Source organism: Streptococcus sp. 27098_8_51 (assembly GCF_041432205.1).
GTDB lineage: Bacteria > Bacillota > Bacilli > Lactobacillales > Streptococcaceae > Streptococcus.
The window spans coordinates 212916-232646 of sequence record NZ_JAPVZE010000001.1; the positions used below are offsets into that span (position 1 = coordinate 212916).

General features: G+C 40.6%; 21 protein-coding genes. 19 read left to right on the top strand and 2 right to left on the bottom strand.

What is annotated here, in order from left to right:
• The first annotated feature begins 27 nt into the window (after window positions 1-27).
• The 7 genes from pyk to sdbB all read left to right on the top strand — a co-directional run bounded on the left by pyk (window position 28) and on the right by sdbB (window position 7057).
• The gene (pyk, locus tag O3622_RS01025; protein ID WP_001042815.1) at window positions 28-1533 is read left to right on the top strand and encodes a pyruvate kinase; all 1506 of its coding nucleotides are present in this window, start codon (window positions 28-30) and stop codon (window positions 1531-1533) included.
• Window positions 1534-1693: 160 nt separating this feature from the next.
• Complete coding sequence (locus O3622_RS01030; RefSeq protein ID WP_001227106.1) at window positions 1694-2953, top strand: UDP-N-acetylglucosamine 1-carboxyvinyltransferase; 1260 nt, start codon at window positions 1694-1696, stop codon at window positions 2951-2953.
• A 15-nt stretch (window positions 2954-2968) separates the two neighbouring features.
• The gene (locus O3622_RS01035; protein ID WP_049505737.1) at window positions 2969-3520 is read left to right on the top strand and encodes a GNAT family N-acetyltransferase; all 552 of its coding nucleotides are present in this window, start codon (window positions 2969-2971) and stop codon (window positions 3518-3520) included.
• Window positions 3513-4790, top strand: coding sequence for a CBS-HotDog domain-containing transcription factor SpxR (gene spxR / locus O3622_RS01040; RefSeq protein ID WP_200371502.1), 1278 nt, complete (start codon window positions 3513-3515; stop codon window positions 4788-4790). The genes O3622_RS01035 and spxR overlap by 8 nt, the downstream gene beginning before the upstream one ends.
• Window positions 4791-4805: 15 nt before the next feature.
• Entirely contained in the window at window positions 4806-5666 is an 861-nt protein-coding gene (locus O3622_RS01045; protein ID WP_049485226.1) for a methionyl aminopeptidase, read from the top strand.
• Between the two features lie 125 nt (window positions 5667-5791).
• A complete protein-coding gene (gene ccdA2, locus O3622_RS01050) occupies window positions 5792-6499 on the top strand; it encodes a thiol-disulfide oxidoreductase-associated membrane protein CcdA2 (RefSeq protein ID WP_002875594.1) in 708 nt (235 codons plus the stop codon).
• A gap of 12 nt (window positions 6500-6511) precedes the next feature.
• The gene (sdbB, locus tag O3622_RS01055; RefSeq protein WP_200371499.1) at window positions 6512-7057 is read left to right on the top strand and encodes a thiol-disulfide oxidoreductase-associated lipoprotein SdbB; all 546 of its coding nucleotides are present in this window, start codon (window positions 6512-6514) and stop codon (window positions 7055-7057) included.
• Window positions 7058-7086: 29 nt separating this feature from the next.
• On the opposite strand, the gene pbp3 is transcribed toward sdbB, so the two are convergent.
• Complete coding sequence (pbp3, locus tag O3622_RS01060; protein ID WP_049485222.1) at window positions 7087-8328, bottom strand: D-alanyl-D-alanine carboxypeptidase PBP3; 1242 nt, start codon at window positions 8326-8328, stop codon at window positions 7087-7089.
• Between the two features lie 104 nt (window positions 8329-8432).
• On the opposite strand from pbp3, the gene O3622_RS01065 reads away from it, so the two are divergent.
• The 5 genes from O3622_RS01065 (at window position 8433) to ffh (ending at window position 13261) form a co-directional block, all read left to right on the top strand.
• A complete protein-coding gene (locus O3622_RS01065; RefSeq protein WP_000489828.1) occupies window positions 8433-9542 on the top strand; it encodes an AI-2E family transporter in 1110 nt (369 codons plus the stop codon).
• A gap of 236 nt (window positions 9543-9778) precedes the next feature.
• Window positions 9779-10975, top strand: a complete 1197-nt coding sequence (gene tuf / locus O3622_RS01070) for an elongation factor Tu (RefSeq protein ID WP_001040720.1) — start codon at window positions 9779-9781, stop codon at window positions 10973-10975.
• A gap of 144 nt (window positions 10976-11119) precedes the next feature.
• Window positions 11120-11452 carry a putative DNA-binding protein gene (locus O3622_RS01075; protein WP_000402066.1) on the top strand — a complete coding sequence of 111 codons (333 nt, stop codon included), beginning with the start codon at window positions 11120-11122 and terminating at the stop codon, window positions 11450-11452.
• 2 nt (window positions 11453-11454) lie between these two features.
• Window positions 11455-11670 (top strand): hypothetical protein, encoded by a 216-nt coding sequence (locus O3622_RS01080; RefSeq protein WP_000534887.1) that lies wholly within the window; start codon window positions 11455-11457, stop codon window positions 11668-11670.
• A gap of 19 nt (window positions 11671-11689) precedes the next feature.
• A complete protein-coding gene (ffh, locus tag O3622_RS01085; RefSeq protein ID WP_000863609.1) occupies window positions 11690-13261 on the top strand; it encodes a signal recognition particle protein in 1572 nt (523 codons plus the stop codon).
• Between the two features lie 78 nt (window positions 13262-13339).
• Here ffh and guaA read toward each other — a convergent pair whose 3' ends face one another.
• Entirely contained in the window at window positions 13340-14902 is a 1563-nt protein-coding gene (gene guaA, locus O3622_RS01090; RefSeq protein ID WP_371606904.1) for a glutamine-hydrolyzing GMP synthase, read from the bottom strand.
• 140 nt (window positions 14903-15042) lie between these two features.
• On the opposite strand from guaA, the gene O3622_RS01095 reads away from it, so the two are divergent.
• The 7 genes from O3622_RS01095 (at window position 15043) to O3622_RS01125 (ending at window position 19720) form a co-directional block, all read left to right on the top strand.
• Window positions 15043-15741, top strand: a complete 699-nt coding sequence (locus tag O3622_RS01095) for a GntR family transcriptional regulator (protein WP_033629854.1) — start codon at window positions 15043-15045, stop codon at window positions 15739-15741.
• Between the two features lie 136 nt (window positions 15742-15877).
• On the top strand, window positions 15878-17164 hold the full coding sequence (locus O3622_RS01100) for a U32 family peptidase (protein ID WP_371606905.1): 1287 nt from the start codon (window positions 15878-15880) through the stop codon (window positions 17162-17164).
• 14 nt (window positions 17165-17178) lie between these two features.
• On the top strand, window positions 17179-17490 hold the full coding sequence (locus O3622_RS01105) for a CHY zinc finger protein (RefSeq protein ID WP_033629853.1): 312 nt from the start codon (window positions 17179-17181) through the stop codon (window positions 17488-17490).
• Window positions 17491-17721: 231 nt separating this feature from the next.
• Window positions 17722-17922, top strand: a complete 201-nt coding sequence (locus tag O3622_RS01110) for a F0F1 ATP synthase subunit C (RefSeq protein ID WP_001054551.1) — start codon at window positions 17722-17724, stop codon at window positions 17920-17922.
• 32 nt (window positions 17923-17954) lie between these two features.
• Entirely contained in the window at window positions 17955-18671 is a 717-nt protein-coding gene (atpB, locus tag O3622_RS01115) for a F0F1 ATP synthase subunit A (RefSeq protein ID WP_000392937.1), read from the top strand.
• A gap of 18 nt (window positions 18672-18689) precedes the next feature.
• Complete coding sequence (gene atpF, locus O3622_RS01120) at window positions 18690-19184, top strand: F0F1 ATP synthase subunit B (RefSeq protein ID WP_000366311.1); 495 nt, start codon at window positions 18690-18692, stop codon at window positions 19182-19184.
• Window positions 19184-19720, top strand: coding sequence for a F0F1 ATP synthase subunit delta (locus O3622_RS01125; RefSeq protein WP_000359021.1), 537 nt, complete (start codon window positions 19184-19186; stop codon window positions 19718-19720). Before atpF ends, O3622_RS01125 begins: the two co-directional genes overlap by 1 nt.
• The last annotated feature ends 11 nt before the right edge of the window (window positions 19721-19731 follow it).

Genomic DNA, 19731 nt, shown 5'->3' on the forward strand with positions numbered 1-19731 from the left:
GAATTATATAAAGGAGTCACAAAAATCATGAACAAACGTGTAAAAATCGTTGCAACTTTAGGTCCTGCGGTTGAAATCCGTGGTGGTAAAAAATTCGGTGAAGACGGATACTGGGGTGAAAAACTTGATGTTGAAGCTTCAGCTAAAAACATTGCTAAACTGATTGAAGCAGGAGCAAACACTTTCCGTTTCAACTTCTCACACGGTGACCACCAAGAACAAGGTGAGCGTATGGCAACTGTTAAACTTGCCGAAAAACTTGCAGGTAAAAAAGTTGGTTTCCTTCTTGATACTAAAGGACCTGAAATCCGTACAGAATTGTTTGAAGGTGACGCAAAAGAGTACTCTTACAAAACTGGTGAAAAAATCCGTGTTGCAACTAAACAAGGAATCAAATCAACTCGTGAAGTGATTGCTTTGAACGTTGCTGGTGCTCTTGATATCTACGATGATGTTGAAGTTGGTCGTCAAGTATTGGTTGACGATGGTAAATTGGGTCTTCGCGTTGTTGCAAAAGACGATGCAACTCGTGAGTTTGAAGTTGAAGTTGAAAACGACGGAATTATCGCTAAACAAAAAGGTGTAAACATCCCTAACACTAAAATTCCTTTCCCAGCTCTTGCTGAACGTGATAACGATGATATCCGTTTCGGTTTGGAACAAGGTATCAACTTCATCGCGATTTCATTTGTACGTACTGCGAAAGACGTTAACGAAGTTCGTGCAATCTGTGAAGAAACTGGTAATGGTCACGTTCAATTGTTTGCGAAAATCGAAAACCAACAAGGTATTGACAACTTGGATGAAATCATTGAAGCTGCTGACGGTATCATGATCGCCCGTGGTGACATGGGTATTGAAGTACCATTCGAAATGGTTCCAGTTTACCAAAAAATGATTATTACAAAAGTAAATGCAGCTGGTAAAGTCGCTATCACAGCAACAAACATGCTTGAAACTATGACTGAAAAACCACGTGCAACGCGTTCAGAAGTATCAGATGTGTTTAACGCTGTTATCGACGGAACCGACGCTACAATGCTTTCAGGTGAGTCTGCAAATGGTAAATATCCACTTGAGTCTGTTCGTACAATGGCAACAATTGACAAGAATGCTCAAACTCTTTTAAAAGAATACGGTCGCTTGTCATCTGTTAACTTGTCACGTAATTCTAAGACTGAGGTTATGGCTTCAGCTGTTAAGGATGCGACAAATTCTATGAATATCAAGTTGGTGGTTACTCTTACTAAGACAGGTCACACTGCTCGTTTGATTTCTAAATACCGTCCAGATGCTGATATCTTGGCAATCACTTTCGATGAATTGACTGAGCGTGGTTTGATGCTTAACTGGGGAGTTATTCCAGTAACCACTGATCGCCCATCAAACACTGATGATATGTTTGATCTCGCTGAAAGAATTGCAGTTGAGCAAGGTTTGGTAGAATCTGGTGATGATATTGTTATCGTTGCAGGTGTACCACTTGGCGAAGCTGTTCGTACAAACACAATGCGCATCCGCACTGTACGCTAATCTAACACAAAAACCTATCATTTCAGGCTGAAAAGCTTGAGTGATAGGTCTTTTTTTATCAAAATGAGATGGTATTTAGTAAATAGGAATGGGAAAAAACTGAAAATTATGGTATAATAGAACGAAAAGACCTTTTTAGTAAATTTTGAAAGAGTAAAACATGAGAAAAATTGTCATCAATGGTGGACGTCCATTGCAAGGTGAGATCACCATTAGTGGTGCTAAAAATAGTGTTGTAGCGCTTATTCCAGCTATTATCTTATCAGATGATATTGTCACTTTAGATTGTGTTCCAGATATTTCAGACGTTGCTAGTCTTGTCGAAATTATGGAGATTATGGGGGCGACTGTTAAGCGTTATGATGATGTCTTGGAGATTGATCCAAGAGGTGTTCAAAACATTCCTATGCCTTATGGCAAGATTAATAGCTTGCGTGCATCTTATTATTTCTACGGAAGTCTTTTAGGTCGCTTTGGTGAAGCTACAGTTGGACTTCCTGGTGGATGTGATCTGGGACCTCGTCCGATTGACCTTCACTTAAAAGCCTTTGAAGCCATGGGTGCTAAGGTCAGCTATGAGGGAGATAATATGAATTTATCTGCCCAAGGTAAGGGGCTTCATGGCGCAAGTATTTACATGGATACCGTCAGCGTTGGAGCAACGATTAACACGATGATTGCTGCGGTTAAAGCTAAGGGGCGTACTGTCATTGAAAATGCGGCTCGTGAACCGGAAATTATCGATGTTGCTACCCTTTTGAACAACATGGGGGCCCATATTCGTGGTGCAGGGACTGATATTATCATTATTGATGGTGTCGAGAAACTTCATGGGACTCGTCACCAAGTTATTCCAGACCGTATCGAAGCTGGAACCTATATTTCACTTGCTGCAGCGGTAGGAAAAGGAATTCGTATCAACAACGTTCTCTATGAACACTTAGAAGGCTTTATCGCCAAACTAGAGGAAATGGGCGTTCGTATGACGGTCTCAGAAGACAGCATCTTCGTTGAAGAACAGTCCGATTTGAAGGCCATCAATATCAAAACTGCACCCTATCCTGGGTTTGCAACTGATTTGCAACAGCCTATCACGCCACTTTTACTAACTGCTCAAGGTCGTGGAACCATTATTGATACGATTTATGAGAAACGTGTTAATCATGTCTTTGAATTAGCGAAAATGGATGCGGATATTACGACTACAAACGATCACATTATCTACAACGGTGGTCGTAAGTTACACGGGGCAAGTGTAAAAGCTACAGACTTGCGAGCTGGTGCTGCACTTGTCATCGCTGGCTTAATGGCTCAAGGCCAGACTGAAATTACGAATATTGAGTTTATCCTTCGTGGCTACTCAGATATTATTGAAAAATTGCGTAGTCTTGGAGCGGATATTACACTCGTTGAAGACTAAGCCGTTGAGGTGATTATGAATATTTGGACCAAATTAGCAATGTTTTCTTTTTTTGAAACGGAGCGCTTGTATTTGCGTCCTTTCTTTTTTAGTGACAGTCAAGCGTTTTTCGAGATTGCTTCAAACCCTGAGAATTTGCAGTTTATTTTTCCCAGTCAAGCAAGTTTGGAAGAAAGTCAGTACGCACTTGCTAACTATTTTATGAAGGCTCCTCTAGGTGTTTGGGCAATTTGTCTCCAAGGAAATCAGGAAATGATTGGCTCCATTAAATTTGAAAAAATCGATGAAATCAAAAAAGAAGCAGAAATTGGTTATTTCTTAAAAAAAGATGCTTGGTCGCAAGGTTTTATGACAGAGGCTGTTAGCAAACTCTGTCACCTTTCTTTTGAAGAATTTGGTTTAAAACAATTATCCATCATCACTCATCTGGAGAATCAAGCTAGCCAAAAAGTAGCCTTAAAATCGGGATTTAGTCTCTTCCGACAGTTTAAGGGGAGCGATCGCTATACACGAAAAATGAGGGACTATCTTGAATTTCGTTACGTAAAAGGAGAGTTCAATGAGTAAACACCAGGAAATTTTGTCTTATCTGGAAGAGTTACCAATTGGGAAGAGAGTTAGTGTTCGTAGTATTTCAAATCACCTAGGTGTTAGTGACGGAACAGCCTACCGAGCTATCAAAGAAGCTGAAAATCGTGGAATTGTTGAAACTCGGCCACGTAGTGGAACCATACGAGTCAAGTCCCAGAAAGTGGCTATTGAGCGGCTTACCTATGCTGAAATCGCTGAGGTCACCTCATCTGAAGTTTTAGCTGGTCAGGAAGGGTTGGAGAGAGAGTTTAGCAAATTCTCCATTGGAGCTATGACAGAGCAAAATATCCTGTCCTATCTCCATGATGGTGGTCTTTTGATCGTAGGAGACCGCACTCGCATTCAACTTTTAGCCTTGGAAAATGAAAATGCAGTCCTTGTAACAGGTGGTTTTCATGTGCAGGACGATGTTCTTGAGTTGGCTAATAAAAAAGGGATTCCAGTTCTAAGAAGTAAACATGACACTTTTACAGTAGCGACCATGATTAACAAAGTCCTCTCAAATGTTCAAATCAAAACCGATATTCTGACAGTCGAAAAGCTCTATCGTCCCAGTCATGAGTATGGTTTTTTGAGAGAAACGGATACGGTCAAAGATTATCTAGACTTGGTCCGTAAGAACAGAAGTAGTCGTTTCCCAGTCATTAACCAACACCAAGTGGTTGTTGGAGTTGTTACCATGCGTGACGCAGGAGACAAGTCTCCCAGTACAACGATTGACAAGGTGATGACACGAAGTATCTTCGTAACAGGTTTAGCGACCAATATTGCCAATGTCAGTCAACGGATGATTGCAGAAGACTTTGAGATGGTTCCCGTTGTCAGAAGTAACCAAACCTTACTCGGTGTCGTAACACGACGAGATGTCATGGAAAAGATGAGTCGTTCCCAAGTTTCAGCTTTGCCGACTTTCTCCGAGCAAATCGGGCAAAAACTCTCTTATCATCATGATGAGGTCGTCATTACTGTTGAGCCTTTCATGTTGGAGAAAAATGGGGTCCTTGCTAATGGAGTCTTGGCTGAAATCCTCAACCATATGACCCAAGATCTCGTTGTCAATAGTGGGCGCAATCTCATCATAGAGCAGATGTTGATTTATTTCTTGCAGGCTGTTCAGATTGATGATACTCTGCGAATTCAGGCTCGGATTATTCATCACACAAGACGCTCAGCTATTATTGATTATGATATTTATCATGGTCATCAGATTGTATCAAAAGCAAATGTTACAGTGAAAATCAATTAGAATCTAGGAGAAAAAATGATAACTTTAAAATCAGCACGTGAAATCGAAGCCATGGACAAGGCTGGTGATTTCCTAGCAAGTATCCATATTGGCTTACGTGATTTAATTAAGCCAGGCGTGGATATGTGGGAAGTTGAAGAGTACGTTCGTCGACGTTGCAAAGAGGAAAATTTCCTTCCCTTACAGATTGGTGTGGATGGTGCTGTCATGGATTACCCCTATGCCACTTGTTGCTCTCTCAATGACGAAGTAGCTCACGCTTTTCCACGTCATTACATCTTGAAAGATGGCGATTTGCTCAAGGTTGACATGGTACTGGGTGGTCCGATTGCCAAATCCGACCTCAATGTCTCTAAACTTAACTTCAACAATGTTGAGCAAATGAAAAAATACACCCAAAGTTATACTGGTGGTTTAGCTGACTCATGTTGGGCTTATGCGGTTGGTACACCGTCTGAAGAAGTGAAAAACCTTATGGACGTAACCAAGGAAGCTATGTATGTAGGAATTGAGCAAGCAGTTGTCGGCAATCGTATCGGTGATATTGGTGCAGCCATTCAAGAATACGCTGAAAGTCGCGGTTACGGTGTCGTTCGTGATTTGGTTGGTCATGGTGTTGGTCCAACAATGCACGAGGAGCCAATGGTTCCTAACTACGGTATTGCAGGCCGTGGACTCCGTCTCCGTGAAGGAATGGTACTAACCATTGAACCCATGATTAATACTGGTGACTGGGAAATTGATACAGATATGAAGACTGGCTGGGCTCATAAAACCATCGATGGCGGCCTGTCTTGCCAATATGAACACCAGTTTGTGATTACCAAAGACGGTCCTGTTATCTTGACTAGTCAAGGTGAAGAAGGAACGTATTAAAAAAAGGAGCTTAGCTCCTTTTTTTGTGTCAAATTTAGTCAAAATAAACAAGCGTAGCAGACTTCTTACAAATTTATTCTTTTGTAGTACAATAGGATTAGAATTTTGAGAAAGTAGGTAATTCGTTGGAGTCGATTATATTTCTAGTATCCGTTTTTTTAGCAGGTATCCTGTCCTTCTTTTCACCCTGTATCTTTCCTTTGCTACCTGTCTATGCTGGTATTTTACTGGATGATCAGGGGAATTCGAAAAGCTTTCGATTTTTTGGAAGAGACGTTGCATGGTCAGGCTTAATTCGAACCTTGTGCTTTATTGCAGGAATCTCCCTCATTTTCTTTATTTTAGGATTTGGAGCTGGATTCCTAGGGCACATGCTCTATGCAGACTGGTTTCGTTATGCTATGGGAATAGTCATTATTCTTTTAGGACTTCATCAGATGGAAATCTTGCATTTCAATAAACTGGAAGTTCAAAAGACAGTCACCTTTAAACAATCAAAGTCTAATCACTATCTGTCAGCCTTTTTACTTGGGATAACCTTTAGTTTTGGTTGGACCCCTTGTATCGGACCAGTCTTAAGTTCAGTCTTGGCCCTAGCAGCTTCCGGTGGCAATGGTGCTTGGCAAGGAGCCGTGTTAACATTAGTATATACATTGGGAATGGCCCTTCCTTTCATTGTTTTGGCCTTGGCTTCGGGCTGGATTATGCCCTATTTTAGTAAATTAAAACCCCATATGATTCTACTAAAGAAAATCGGGGGAGCTTTGATTATTTTGATGGGATTATTATTAATGCTAGGGCAGTTAAATGCCTTGTCAGGAATTCTTGGATAAAAGGAGAAAAAAATGAAAAAAGTTATTTTTGCTGGATTGAGCCTCATATCTCTATTCTTGTTGATTGCCTGTGGTGAAAAAGAAACCAAACAGACAAGCAGTCCCAAACAACCTGCTGTACAACAAATAGCAGTCGGTAAGGATGCGCCAGACTTTACCTTGCAGTCTATGGATGGCAAAGAAGTGAAGTTATCAGACTATAAAGGGAAAAAGGTCTATTTAAAATTCTGGGCTTCTTGGTGTGGACCATGCAAAAAAAGCATGCCTGAGCTGATGGAATTAGCTGCCAAACAAGATCGAGACTTTGAAATCTTGAGTGTCATTGCACCTGGTCTACAAGGTGAAAAAACAGTTCAAGACTTTCCAAAATGGTATCAAGAACAAGGATACAAGGATATTCCAGTTCTATATGATACGCAAGCAACTACCTTCCAAGCCTACCAAATTCGTAGTATTCCAACAGAATACTTGATTGACAGTCAAGGTAAAATCGGAAAAATCCAATTTGGTGCTATTAGCAATGCTGATGCAGAAGCGGCTTTTAAAGAAATGAAATAAAGAAAAAATCGCGATTTTTCGCGATTTTTTTATAGTTTTTCATTGATAAAGCGGATAAATTGATTCCACCAAACCTTCAAAAAGAAGGCTTTTTCAACTTTCTTTTCAGAAACCATTTCAAAAGATGGTTTGTCAGAAGTGAGATAGCCCTGGCCGACCAAATCCTGGTCATCATAGGTTAGAGTACCAACAACCTTGCCTTCTTCCAATGGAGCCATTTCTGATGTTGATTTCGGTGTGAATTGGAGAGCTGGTGTAGTACCGCTACCGATGCGTTGGACGATGGAAATGTCTGACTTAGCGACAGCTGTCACATTATCTTCTTTACCATCCAGAACTGTTACTTTACTATCGTTGTATGCTTCACCTTTCTGAACGACGGTTTTTAAGGCAAAGTTTGCAGAAATATAATCTAAAAGTGCAGAAGTAGCAGTAAAACGTGCATAAGGGTTGGTATCTTGTTGATCTGCATTCAAAACAACCGTAATAATACGCATCCCTTTCTCAACAGTTGTTCCAACGAACGAAGCACCAGCTTTATCAGTAGTACCTGTCTTTAGTCCATCAATACCACCACGATAGGCAGGCATTCCCTCCAACATATAGTTGGTTGAGTGGATTTCAAGCCCTGCAAAGGTAGAAGTTGGCTTTTTGGTGATTTCCAAAACTTGAGGATAATCTCGGATGAGGTTACGAGCGACGATTGCAACATCGTAGGCACTCAACTTGTTTTCATCGTCTTTCTTTGAACCAGGATAGATATTCTCGCCAAGGGTCTCATTATTTAAACCAGTAGTGTTTACAATAGTTGCATCTTGAATTCCCCATTCAAGAAGTTTAGCCCTCATCTTGTCTACAAAGTCTTTCTCAGAACCAGCAATCTTTTCTGCTAGCGCAATCGCAGCACTGTTTGCGCTGGATACCATTGTAGCCTCTAATAGTTGTTCAACAGTATAATTTCGAGCTTCCATAGGGACGTTACTCGCCTCAGAATTAGTTGTAAGTTTGTAAGGATAGTCCGAAATATCAACAGGTGTAGATAGGCTGATAGTTCCTTGTTCCAGAGCTTCATAGACCAGATAAACTGTAACTAGTTTTGTAATAGAAGCAATTTCTACAGGCTGATTTGCATCTTTTTCATAGAGGATTTTTCCAGTTGTAGCCTCGACAGCAATAGCATGTTTAGCAGCAACATCAAACTCCTGAGCAGAAACAGTAGAAGCTGCTCCAAAAACTAAAAGTGTCATAAAAGATAAAATTATTTTTTTCATATTAGCTTTATTTTATCATAAAGAAAAAAAATATTCTCGCTTTTTTACTAAAGCCATCTTATCTTTTTCAGAAATGTGGTAAAATAGAGAGAAGGAGGATACCTATGTTCCGCAGAAACAAATTATTTTTTTGGACAGCTGAAATTTTATTATTAACACTGATTTTCTATCTTTGGAGAGAAATGGGAGCCATCATTACTCCCTTCGTGACAGTTGTGAATACCATCATGATTCCATTTTTGCTTGGTGGATTTTTTTACTACATTACAAATCCAGTCGTTACTTTCTTAGAAAAGAGATGTAAGATCAATCGTCTAATTGGTGTCTTGGTCACTCTTTGTGCCTTGATTGGTGCTATCGTTGTAGGGGTCGTTTATCTCTTGCCGATTTTGATTAATCAGTTGACCAGCTTGATTATTTCTAGTCAAAACATCTATAGTAGACTACAAGATTTGATCATCGATTTGTCCATGAATCCAGTCTTCCAAAATATTGATATTCAACAAACAATTCAACAACTGAATCTCTCCTATGTGGATATCCTCCAGAATATCCTTAATAGCGTCAGCAACAGTTTAGGAAGCGTTCTTTCAGCTTTGTTTAGTACGGTTCTGATTCTCATTATGACCCCTGTATTCTTGATTTATTTCTTGTTGGATGGTCATAAGTTGCTACCAATGTTGGAACGTACCATCTTAAAACATGACAAATTGAATCTTTCTAGCCTTTTAACCAATCTCAATACAACCATAGCGCGCTATATCAGTGGAATTGCGATTGATGCGGTTATTATTGGATGTTTAGCCTATATTGGCTATAGCGTTATCGGATTAAAGTACGCCCTAGTTTTTGCTATTTTTTCTGGAATCGCAAATTTGATTCCTTATGTTGGTCCAAGTATTGGCTTGATTCCAATGGTGATTGCCAATGTGTTCACAGATCCTCATCGTATGTTGATTGCGGTTGCTTATATGCTCATTATTCAGCAGATTGACGGAAATGTTCTCTATCCACGTATCGTTGGAGGGGTTATGAAAGTGCATCCGATTACGATTTTGGTGCTCCTTTTACTGTCAAGTAATATCTACGGTGTCATAGGGATGGTCGTAGCAGTACCTACTTACTCTATTTTTAAAGAAATTACTAAGTTCCTAGCGAAATTATATGAAAACCATAAAGAAGCTAAGGAACTGGAAAAAACAGAATCAAATTAAAATCAGGGAGACCTGATTTTTTTGATGAAAGTATTATCTTCCAAACAAAGAGAAGTTTGATTTCATATTGCCATAAAGAAGCAGAAGAACAGGATTTGATAAGATTTAGATTAATTGACAAAATATGTGTAAAACACTTGCAATTTAGCAGAAATTTGATAAAATAGTAAGGAAAGTTAGACTGTATTGCCTACTGTCTATCTATAAAATATATTTTATTGGAGGCTTTTACTCAAATGGCAAAAGAAAAATACGATCGTAGTAAACCACACGTTAACATTGGTACTATCGGACACGTTGACCACGGTAAAACTACTTTGACTGCAGCTATCACAACTGTATTGGCACGTCGCTTGCCTTCAGCAGTTAACCAACCTAAAGACTATGCGTCTATCGATGCTGCTCCAGAAGAACGCGAACGCGGTATCACTATCAACACTGCGCACGTTGAGTACGAAACTGAAAAACGTCACTACGCTCACATCGACGCTCCAGGACACGCGGACTACGTTAAAAACATGATCACTGGTGCCGCTCAAATGGACGGAGCTATCCTTGTAGTAGCTTCAACTGACGGACCAATGCCACAAACTCGTGAGCACATCCTTCTTTCACGTCAGGTTGGTGTTAAACACCTTATCGTCTTCATGAACAAAATTGACTTGGTAGACGACGAAGAATTGCTTGAATTGGTTGAAATGGAAATCCGTGACCTCTTGTCAGAATACGACTTCCCAGGTGACGATCTTCCAGTTATCCAAGGTTCAGCTCTTAAAGCTCTTGAAGGTGACTCTAAATACGAAGACATCATCATGGAATTGATGAACACTGTTGATGAGTACATCCCAGAACCAGAACGTGACACTGAAAAACCATTGCTTCTTCCAGTCGAAGACGTATTCTCAATCACTGGACGTGGTACAGTTGCTTCAGGACGTATCGACCGTGGTACTGTTCGTGTCAACGACGAAATCGAAATCGTTGGTATCAAAGAAGAAACTCAAAAAGCAGTTGTTACTGGTGTTGAAATGTTCCGTAAACAACTTGACGAAGGTCTTGCTGGAGATAACGTAGGTGTCCTTCTTCGTGGTGTTCAACGTGACGAAATCGAACGTGGACAAGTTATCGCTAAACCAGGTTCAATCAACCCACACACTAAATTTAAAGGTGAAGTCTACATCCTTACTAAAGAAGAAGGTGGACGTCACACTCCATTCTTCAACAACTACCGTCCACAATTCTACTTCCGTACTACTGACGTTACAGGTTCAATCGAACTTCCTGCAGGTACTGAAATGGTAATGCCTGGTGATAACGTGACTATCGACGTTGAGTTGATCCACCCAATCGCCGTAGAACAAGGTACTACATTCTCTATCCGTGAGGGTGGACGTACTGTTGGTTCAGGTATGGTTACAGAAATCGAAGCTTAATTCGATTAAGTTCCCAGAAGAACAATTATTTAAGTCAGACACTAAAAGAATCTTGCCTTGCAAGGTTCTTTTTTTCTTCTCCTTACTCTATTTGAAGTGCTTCTACTCTAGCAGTATAATAGTTTTTTTGGTATAATAAAAGTTATGGAAATCGAAAAAACCAATCGTATGAACGCCCTTTTTGAATTTTATGCGGCGCTTTTGACAGACAAGCAGATGAACTATATTGAACTCTATTATGCTGATGATTATAGTCTTGCTGAGATTGCTGAAGAGTTCGGTGTCAGTCGTCAGGCTGTCTATGATAATATCAAGCGGACGGAAAAGATTCTAGAAGATTATGAGATGAAACTGCACATGTATTCGGACTACATTGTCCGCAGTCAGATTTTTGACCAGATCTTGGAGCGTTATCCCAAGGATGACTTTCTGCAGGAGCAGATAGAAATTTTAACAAGTATTGATAATAGAGAATAAGTATGGGGAGTATAGTCATCTACAAAGGTATACCCTGTAAACTATTAGCTGCTGAGACTCCTTTTCCCACAAGGCTACAAATCCTCTCGTCTGATTCTATCTTTCGAGCTCTTCAAGAGGGATTTAGCTGTTGGGGATATCCAAATGAGATAATGAAAGAAGTCACTCCAGAAGAACTTGTTTGTTTACAAGATTTTGGACGTTTTCCACCGAATTAATGAAACATAGGAGAAAAAAATGGCATTTGAAAGTTTAACAGAACGTTTACAGAACGTCTTTAAAAATCTACGTAAAAAAGGAAAAATATCTGAGGCTGATGTCCAGGAAGCAACCAAAGAGATTCGTTTGGCCTTGCTGGAAGCCGACGTTGCTTTGCCTGTTGTAAAGGACTTTATCAAGAAGGTTCGTGAACGTGCAGTCGGACACGAGGTCATTGATACCCTCAATCCAGCCCAACAGATTATCAAAATCGTTGATGAGGAATTGACAGCTGTTTTAGGTTCCGATACGGCAGAAATTATCAAGTCACCAAAAATTCCAACCATTATCATGATGGTCGGTTTGCAAGGGGCTGGTAAAACGACATTTGCTGGTAAATTGGCTAATAAACTCAAAAAAGAAGAAAATGCTCGTCCTTTGATGATTGCGGCAGATATTTATCGTCCAGCAGCCATCGATCAGTTGAAAACACTTGGACAACAAATCGATGTCCCTGTTTTTGCACTTGGAACAGAAGTGCCAGCTGTTGAGATTGTTCGCCAAGGTTTGGAGCAAGCCCAGGCCAATCACAACGATTATGTCTTGATTGATACGGCAGGTCGATTGCAGATTGATGAGCTCTTGATGAACGAGCTTCGTGACGTTAAGGCCTTAGCTCAACCAAACGAAATCCTGCTCGTCATTGATGCCATGATTGGTCAGGAAGCGGCTAATGTTGCCCGTGAATTCAATGCTCAGTTAGAAGTGACTGGTGTTATTCTTACCAAAATTGATGGGGATACTCGTGGTGGTGCAGCTTTGTCTGTTCGTCACATCACTGGAAAACCTATCAAGTTCACTGGTACGGGTGAAAAGATAACAGATATAGAAACTTTCCACCCAGACCGTATGTCAAGCCGTATCCTTGGTATGGGGGATATGCTCACTTTGATTGAGAAAGCTTCTCAGGAATACGATGAGCAAAAAGCCCTTGAAATGGCTGAGAAAATGCGTGAAAACACCTTTGATTTCAATGATTTCATTGATCAATTGGATCAGGTTCAAAACATGGGGCCAATGGAAGACTTGCTCAAGATGATTCCAGGTATGGCTAACAACCCTGCCCTTCAAAATATGAAGGTGGATGAGCGACAGATTGCGCGCAAACGTGCCATTGTGTCTTCTATGACACCTGAAGAACGCGAAAATCCTGATTTGTTAAATCCAAGTCGTCGCCGCCGTATCGCTGCTGGTTCTGGAAATACCTTTGTCGAAGTCAATAAATTTATCAAGGACTTTAATCAGGCCAAACAGCTCATGCAAGGTGTCATGTCTGGGGATATGAACAAGATGATGAAACAAATGGGAATCAATCCCAATAACCTTCCAAAAAATATGCCAAATATGGGAGGGATGGATATGTCTGCCCTTGAAGGCATGATGGGACAAGGTGGAATGCCGGATATGTCAGGTCTCGGAGGAGCAGGCATGCCAGATATGAGCCAGATGTTCGGTGGTGGACTTAAAGGTAAAATCGGTGAATTTGCCATGAAACAGTCTATGAAACGCATGGCTAACAAAATGAAAAAAGCCAAGAAAAAACGTAAATAAAAAAGGAAAGCAGAAGTGCTTTCCTTACCTAAAAAAGAACTCTGAATCAGATTCAGAGTTCTTTTGTGTTTGATTGGTTTATTCCCACTCAACGGTTGCGGGTGGTTTACTTGTAATATCGTAGACGATACGGTTAACGTGGTCTACTTCGTTTACGATACGTACTGAAATCTTTTGAAGGACTTCCCAAGGAATCTTGGCAAAGTCAGCTGTCATACCATCGATAGAAGTGATCGCACGAATGGCGATGGTGTAGTCGTAAGTACGACCATCACCCATAACACCGACTGAACGAACGCCTGTGTTGACAGTGAAGTATTGCCAAATATCACGATCAAGACCAGCTTTAGCGATTTCTTCACGTAGGATAGCATCAGACTCACGAACAGTTTCTAGTTTTTCCTCAGTGATTTCACCCATGACACGGATAGCGAGTCCTGGTCCTGGGAATGGTTGGCGCCATACGATGTGGTCTGGCATACCAAGCTCTGTACCGAGGGTACGGACTTCGTCTTTATAAAGAGTGTTCAATGGTTCAATCAATTCAAACTGCATATCTTCTGGAAGTCCACCAACGTTGTGGTGTGACTTGATAGTTTGAGCAGTATCAGTTCCAGACTCAATCACGTCAGTGTATAGTGTTCCTTGAGCAAGGAATTTCACATCTTTTAGCTTACTTGCTTCGTCATCAAAGACATAAACAAACTCGTTTCCGATAATCTTCCGTTTTTGTTCAGGGTCAGAAACACCTGCAAGTTTATCAAGGAATCGTTTAGCAGCATCTGCCTTGACGATATTCAACCCAAACTTACCACCAAGCATGTCCATAACTTGGTCTGCTTCCCCTTTACGGAGAAGACCGTGGTCAACAAAGATACAGATCAATTGATCGCCGATTGCTTTCTGGAGAAGAACGCCAACGACAGAAGAGTCAACACCACCTGATAGGCCGAGAAGAACACGCTTGTCACCTACAGTCTCACGGATTTTCTTGATCTGCATATCGATGAAGTTGTCCATTGACCAGTCGCCTTTAGCCTGACAGATGTTAAGGGCAAAGTTGCGAAGGATATCATTCCCGTATACAGAATGGCGAACTTCTGGGTGGAATTGAATACCATAGATGTGCTTGTCAGGGTTTTCAATAGCTGCATAAGGACAGTCAGCAGAAGTTCCAGTACGAACGAAATCAGCTGGAATCTCTGTAACAGCATCGCCATGGCTCATCAAAACAATCTGTTCTTCAGGAGTCCCTTCAAAGAGGGCAGAAGTGGTATGGGTAAGTGGTGATTGGCCATACTCGCGGTTACCAGCATCACCTGCAGGTACAACTTTTCCTCCAAGTTTATGAGTTAAAAGTTGCATACCATAGCAGATTCCCAAAATTGGAATGCCCAGTTCAAAAATTTCTTGGTCAATATCAAATGAACCATCTTCGTATACAGAGTTTGGTCCACCAGAGAGGATGATCCCTACAGGGTTAATCGCACGAACCTCTGCGGCTGAGATTTTATGGCTTTTTAGCTCTGAAAAAACACCGATTTCACGAATACGGCGTGAAATCAGCTGGTTGTATTGGCTACCATAGTCCAGCACGATGATTTTTTCGACATCTTGCAAATCAGTTGAAATGTTGCTCATCTTTTTCCTTTCTCAAAAGAAATATCTTTTTCAATATTCTATCACAAATAGGGGCGAATTACCAACTAAACAAGGCAAAGTTTGACTTTTTCTTAGCAAATACGGTACAATGGAGAAAATAAAGAAAAGAAGTGAGAATCATGTTACCAGCTTATATGAAAATCCACGATCAGATCAAGAAGGATATAGATGAGCATCATTGGAAAATTGGAGAGAGACTTCCAAGTGAGCGAGATTTAGCTGAACAGTTTCAAGTTAGCCGGATGACATTACGCCAAGCCATCTCTCTCTTGGTTGAGGAGGGGGTTTTGGAGCGTCGTGTAGGAAGTGGGACTTTTGTTTCTAGCACTCGAGTTCAAGAAAAAATGCGGGGAACCACTAGTTTTACGGAGATTGTCAAATCCCAAGGGAAAGTTCCCTCTAGTCAGCTCATTTCTTACAGAAGAACCATTCCAAATGAGCAAGAGGTCGCTAAACTAGGGATTACTCCGACAGAGAATATTATTCGAATGGAACGGGTGCGTTACGCTGATCAAGTTCCTCTGGTCTATGAAGTAGCTTCTATCCCCGAAAAGTTTATTAAGAATTTTAAAAAAGAAGAAGTAACCAGTCATTTCTTTCAGACCTTGCAAGAACATGGTTACCGAATTGGAAAATCCCAACAGACAATTTATGCGAGATTGGCTAAGGAAAAGATTGCCCATTACTTAGAAGTCGAGAAAGGGCATGCCATTTTAGCCTTGACTCAGGTCTCTTATCTTGAAGATGGGACGGCTTTCGAGTATGTAAAGAGTCAATACGTGGGCGAGCGCTTTGAATTTTATCTTGAAAATAACTAGTCTAGAAAGGCTAGTTTTTTATTTTAGAAAAGATTAGAATTGTCAAAACAATCTGTCTATGCTTGATTTTATCTATTATTTACTATAAAATGAGAAGGAAAAACGTCAAACTTTTATATTGCAAATAGGAGAAAAAATGACAAAAACATTAAAACGTCCTGAGGTTTTATCACCTGCAGGAACTTTAGAGAAGCTGAAAGTAGCTGTTCAATATGGTGCGGACGCAGTCTTCATCGGTGGGCAGGCCTATGGTCTTCGTAGCCGTGCAGGAAACTTCACCTTTGAACAGATGGAAGAAGGCGTGCAGTTCGCTGCTAAGTACGGTGCCAAGGTCTATGTGGCTGCTAACATGGTTATGCACGAAGGAAACGAAGCTGGTGCAGGCGAATGGTTCCGTAAGTTGCGTGACATCGGAATTGCGGCAGTTATCGTGTCAGATCCGGCCTTGATTATGATTGCAGCAACAGAAGCACCAGGTCTAGAAATCCATCTTTCAACTCAAGCCAGTGCAACTAACTATGAAACTCTAGAGTTCTGGAAAGAACTTGGTCTAACTCGCGTGGTTTTGGCCCGTGAAGTTTCCATGGAAGAATTGGCAGAGATTCGCAAACGTACAGATGTTGAGATTGAGGCCTTTGTCCATGGAGCCATGTGTATTTCTTACTCAGGTCGCTGTACGCTTTCAAACCACATGAGTATGCGAGATGCTAACCGCGGGGGCTGTTCTCAGTCTTGCCGTTGGAAATACGACCTCTACGACATGCCCTTTGGTCAAGAACGCAAGAGTCTTAAAGGTGAAATCCCAGAAGAATTTTCGATGTCTGCCGTCGATATGTCTATGATTGACCATATCCCGGATATGATTGAAAATGGTGTAGACAGTCTTAAAATTGAAGGTCGTATGAAGTCGATTCACTATGTTTCGACAGTAACAAACTGCTACAAGGCGGCTGTGGATGCTTATCTAGAAAGCCCTGAGAAGTTTGAGGCTATCAAACAAGACTTGGTGGACGAGATGTGGAAGGTTGCTCAACGTGAACTGGCAACAGGTTTCTACTACGGTACGCCGTCTGAAAATGAACAGTTATTTGGCGCACGTCGTAAAATTCCTGAATACAAGTTTGTCGCTGAAGTGGTTGCTTATGATGATGCGACTAAAACGGCAACCATTCGTCAACGGAACGTAATCAACGAAGGTGACCAAGTTGAGTTTTATGGACCAGGTTTCCGTCATTTTGAGACTTATATCGAAGACCTTCATGATGCCAAGGGCAATAAAATCGACCGTGCTCCAAATCCAATGGAACTCTTGACAATCAAGGTCCCACAACCTGTTCAAGCAGGGGACATGGTCCGCGCTCTCAAGGAAGGTCTTATCAATCTCTATAAGGAAGATGGAACCAGCGTTACAGTTCGTGCCTAGAGAAGGAAATGTGAATGAATCAAGCACAAGGTTTGTTAGTTGATAATGAAGGTAGATGTATTCATTACCATGGTGAAAAGGATATCGTTTCCCTCCAGTGTTATGAGTGTAAAAAATACTATGCTTGTTATCAGTGCCACAATGCTATGGAAACGCATTTGTTTTCGCCCTATCCCTTGATGCTTTCTGAGGATCGACCGATCTTATGTGGGGGTTGTAAGAGGACAATGACTTTCCAAGATTACCAAAAACAGATGGCTTGTCCTTACTGCAGTGCACCATTTAATCCAGGTTGTAAACAACACTATTCCTACTATTTTAAATAAAATGAATCGATCCAAGTTCTTAACTTGGATTTTTCAGTTTGTTTCAGAAAATAGAGTAAAATCAAGAAAAATTCGCAATCTAAAATGGAAAAACTTTCTATAGAATGGGGTAAAAACAGCAAAAATAGAAATAAATCATATGAAACGCTTTCAATGTTAGTAAAAAGTTGACAAAAACAAATTTTAGGACTAAACTAAGGAAGTAAATTTAAATAAAAAGGAGAATTCATCATGAATTTAACATTTTTCGGTCTATGTCTTGCCTGTATGGGTGTATCCCTTGCAGAAGGATTTTTGATGAACGGTTTGTTCAAGTCTGCAGCACGCCAACCAGACATCATCCCACAATTGCGTAGTTTGATGATCATGGGGATTGCCTTTATCGAAGGAACATTCTTTGTAACCTTGGCGATGTCATTTGTCATTAAATAGACAACTCTATTTAGAAATGGAGGTGTCAAACCATGGAAGAAAGTTTGAATCCAACCGTTAATATTGGACCAATATCCTTTGATTTGACCCTGCTTGCCATGTCTCTTGTAACTGTTTTGATGGTTTTTGCCTTTGTCTACTGGGCAAGTCGTAAAATGACCATCCGTCCAAAGGGCAAACAAAATGCTCTTGAGATGATTTACGACTTTGTGATTGGTTTTACCAAACCAAACATTGGAGAATCATACATCAAGGATTATTCCTTATTTCTGTTTTCTCTATTTCTGTTTATCTTGGTTGCCAATAATATCGGCTTAATGGCAAAAGTACAAACAACAAACGGTTATAACTTGTGGACTTCCCCAACAGCCAACCTTGGATACGATTTATCCCTATCATTCTTGATCACTTTGATCGCCCATGTAGAAGGAGTTCGTCGTAGAGGCGTTAAAGAATATTTGAGAGCATTTGTTACACCTGGCTTTATGACTCCGATGAACATTTTAGAAGAGTTCACCAATTTTGCTTCCTTGGCGATTCGGATCTACGGAAATATTTTTGCCGGTGAGGTCTTAGCTGGATTGCTATTAGCCTTGTCACAAAATGCTTTGTATTGGTATCCTTTTGCCTTTATCGCAAACATGTTATGGACAGCCTTTTCGATTTTCATTTCATGTATTCAAGCCTATGTCTTTACCATGTTGTCATCGATGTACATTGGTAAGAAGATAAATGCTGGGGAAGAGTAAGTAGAGGAGGATTAGAAGATGGATTTAACTATTAGTACCATTATTGGTGACTTTATTCTTATCGCTGGTTCCTTCCTTTTATTAATTTTTTTAGTGAAAAAATATGCCTGGGGAAATCTTACCAATATTTTAGATGAACGTGCTGAAAAAATTTCTTCAGATATTGACGGAGCAGAAGCTGCCCGTAAGAAGGCCGAAGAACTCGCTAGCAAACGTGAAGCTGAGTTGGCAGGTAGCCGTTCGGAAGCTAAGACAATTATCGAGAATGCAAAGGAAACAGCTGAGAAAAGTAGAGCTGACATCTTGGCTGAGGCGAAACTGGAAGCAGGACGCTTGAAAGAAAAAGCTAACCAAGAAATTGCTCAAAATAAAGCGGAAGCTTTACAAAGCGTTAAGGGTGAGGTAGCAGATTTGACGATTAGTCTCGCTGGTAAAATCATCTCACAAAACCTTGACGGACAAGCCCATAAAGAACTCATTGATCAGTACATCGATCAGCTAGGAGAAGCTTAATGGACAAAAAGACAGTAAAGGTAATTGAAAAATACAGCATGCCTTTTGTCCAATTGGTGATTGAAAAGGGAGAAGAAGACCGTATCTTTTCTGACTTAGCTCAAATCAAGCAAGTCGCAGAAGAAACAGACTTGCCTTCTTTTTTAGGTCAAGTGGCAGTAGGTGAGTCGGATAAGGAAAAAACCGTTCGTTTCTTCCAAGACTCAGTGTCACCATTAATGCAAAACTTTTTTCAGGTGCTGCTATACAATCACAGAGCAAATTTATTTTATGAAGTAATTGTAGATTGTTTGAGTCGACTTGAAAAAGAAACGAATCGATTTGAAGTAACGATTGCCTCCGCTCATCCATTAACAGATGACCAGAAGGCGCGATTGCTTCCTTTGATTGAGAAAAAAATGTCTCTGAAAGTTCGGACTATCAAAGAACAAATCGATGAAAGTCTCATTGGTGGTTTTGTCATTTTTGCCAATCACAAGACAATTGATGTGAGTATTAAACAGCAACTTCGTGTTGTTAAAGAAAATTTGAAATAGAAAGTGGTGTT

What these genes read in the sequence shown, in the direction of transcription:
- pyk (WP_001042815.1), top strand. Translation starts at nt 28, where the DNA reads ATGAACAAACGTGTAAAAATCGTTGCAACTTTAGGTCCTGCGGTTGAA.
- O3622_RS01030 (WP_001227106.1), top strand. Translation starts at nt 1,694, where the DNA reads ATGAGAAAAATTGTCATCAATGGTGGACGTCCATTGCAAGGTGAGATC.
- O3622_RS01035 (WP_049505737.1), top strand. Translation starts at nt 2,969, where the DNA reads ATGAATATTTGGACCAAATTAGCAATGTTTTCTTTTTTTGAAACGGAG.
- spxR (WP_200371502.1), top strand. Translation starts at nt 3,513, where the DNA reads ATGAGTAAACACCAGGAAATTTTGTCTTATCTGGAAGAGTTACCAATT.
- O3622_RS01045 (WP_049485226.1), top strand. Translation starts at nt 4,806, where the DNA reads ATGATAACTTTAAAATCAGCACGTGAAATCGAAGCCATGGACAAGGCT.
- sdbB (WP_200371499.1), top strand. Translation starts at nt 6,512, where the DNA reads ATGAAAAAAGTTATTTTTGCTGGATTGAGCCTCATATCTCTATTCTTG.
- pbp3 (WP_049485222.1), bottom strand. Translation starts at nt 8,328, where the DNA reads ATGAAAAAAATAATTTTATCTTTTATGACACTTTTAGTTTTTGGAGCA.
- O3622_RS01065 (WP_000489828.1), top strand. Translation starts at nt 8,433, where the DNA reads ATGTTCCGCAGAAACAAATTATTTTTTTGGACAGCTGAAATTTTATTA.
- tuf (WP_001040720.1), top strand. Translation starts at nt 9,779, where the DNA reads ATGGCAAAAGAAAAATACGATCGTAGTAAACCACACGTTAACATTGGT.
- O3622_RS01075 (WP_000402066.1), top strand. Translation starts at nt 11,120, where the DNA reads ATGGAAATCGAAAAAACCAATCGTATGAACGCCCTTTTTGAATTTTAT.
- O3622_RS01080 (WP_000534887.1), top strand. Translation starts at nt 11,455, where the DNA reads ATGGGGAGTATAGTCATCTACAAAGGTATACCCTGTAAACTATTAGCT.
- ffh (WP_000863609.1), top strand. Translation starts at nt 11,690, where the DNA reads ATGGCATTTGAAAGTTTAACAGAACGTTTACAGAACGTCTTTAAAAAT.
- guaA (WP_371606904.1), bottom strand. Translation starts at nt 14,902, where the DNA reads ATGAGCAACATTTCAACTGATTTGCAAGATGTCGAAAAAATCATCGTG.
- O3622_RS01095 (WP_033629854.1), top strand. Translation starts at nt 15,043, where the DNA reads ATGTTACCAGCTTATATGAAAATCCACGATCAGATCAAGAAGGATATA.
- O3622_RS01100 (WP_371606905.1), top strand. Translation starts at nt 15,878, where the DNA reads ATGACAAAAACATTAAAACGTCCTGAGGTTTTATCACCTGCAGGAACT.
- O3622_RS01105 (WP_033629853.1), top strand. Translation starts at nt 17,179, where the DNA reads ATGAATCAAGCACAAGGTTTGTTAGTTGATAATGAAGGTAGATGTATT.
- O3622_RS01110 (WP_001054551.1), top strand. Translation starts at nt 17,722, where the DNA reads ATGAATTTAACATTTTTCGGTCTATGTCTTGCCTGTATGGGTGTATCC.
- atpB (WP_000392937.1), top strand. Translation starts at nt 17,955, where the DNA reads ATGGAAGAAAGTTTGAATCCAACCGTTAATATTGGACCAATATCCTTT.
- atpF (WP_000366311.1), top strand. Translation starts at nt 18,690, where the DNA reads ATGGATTTAACTATTAGTACCATTATTGGTGACTTTATTCTTATCGCT.
- O3622_RS01125 (WP_000359021.1), top strand. Translation starts at nt 19,184, where the DNA reads ATGGACAAAAAGACAGTAAAGGTAATTGAAAAATACAGCATGCCTTTT.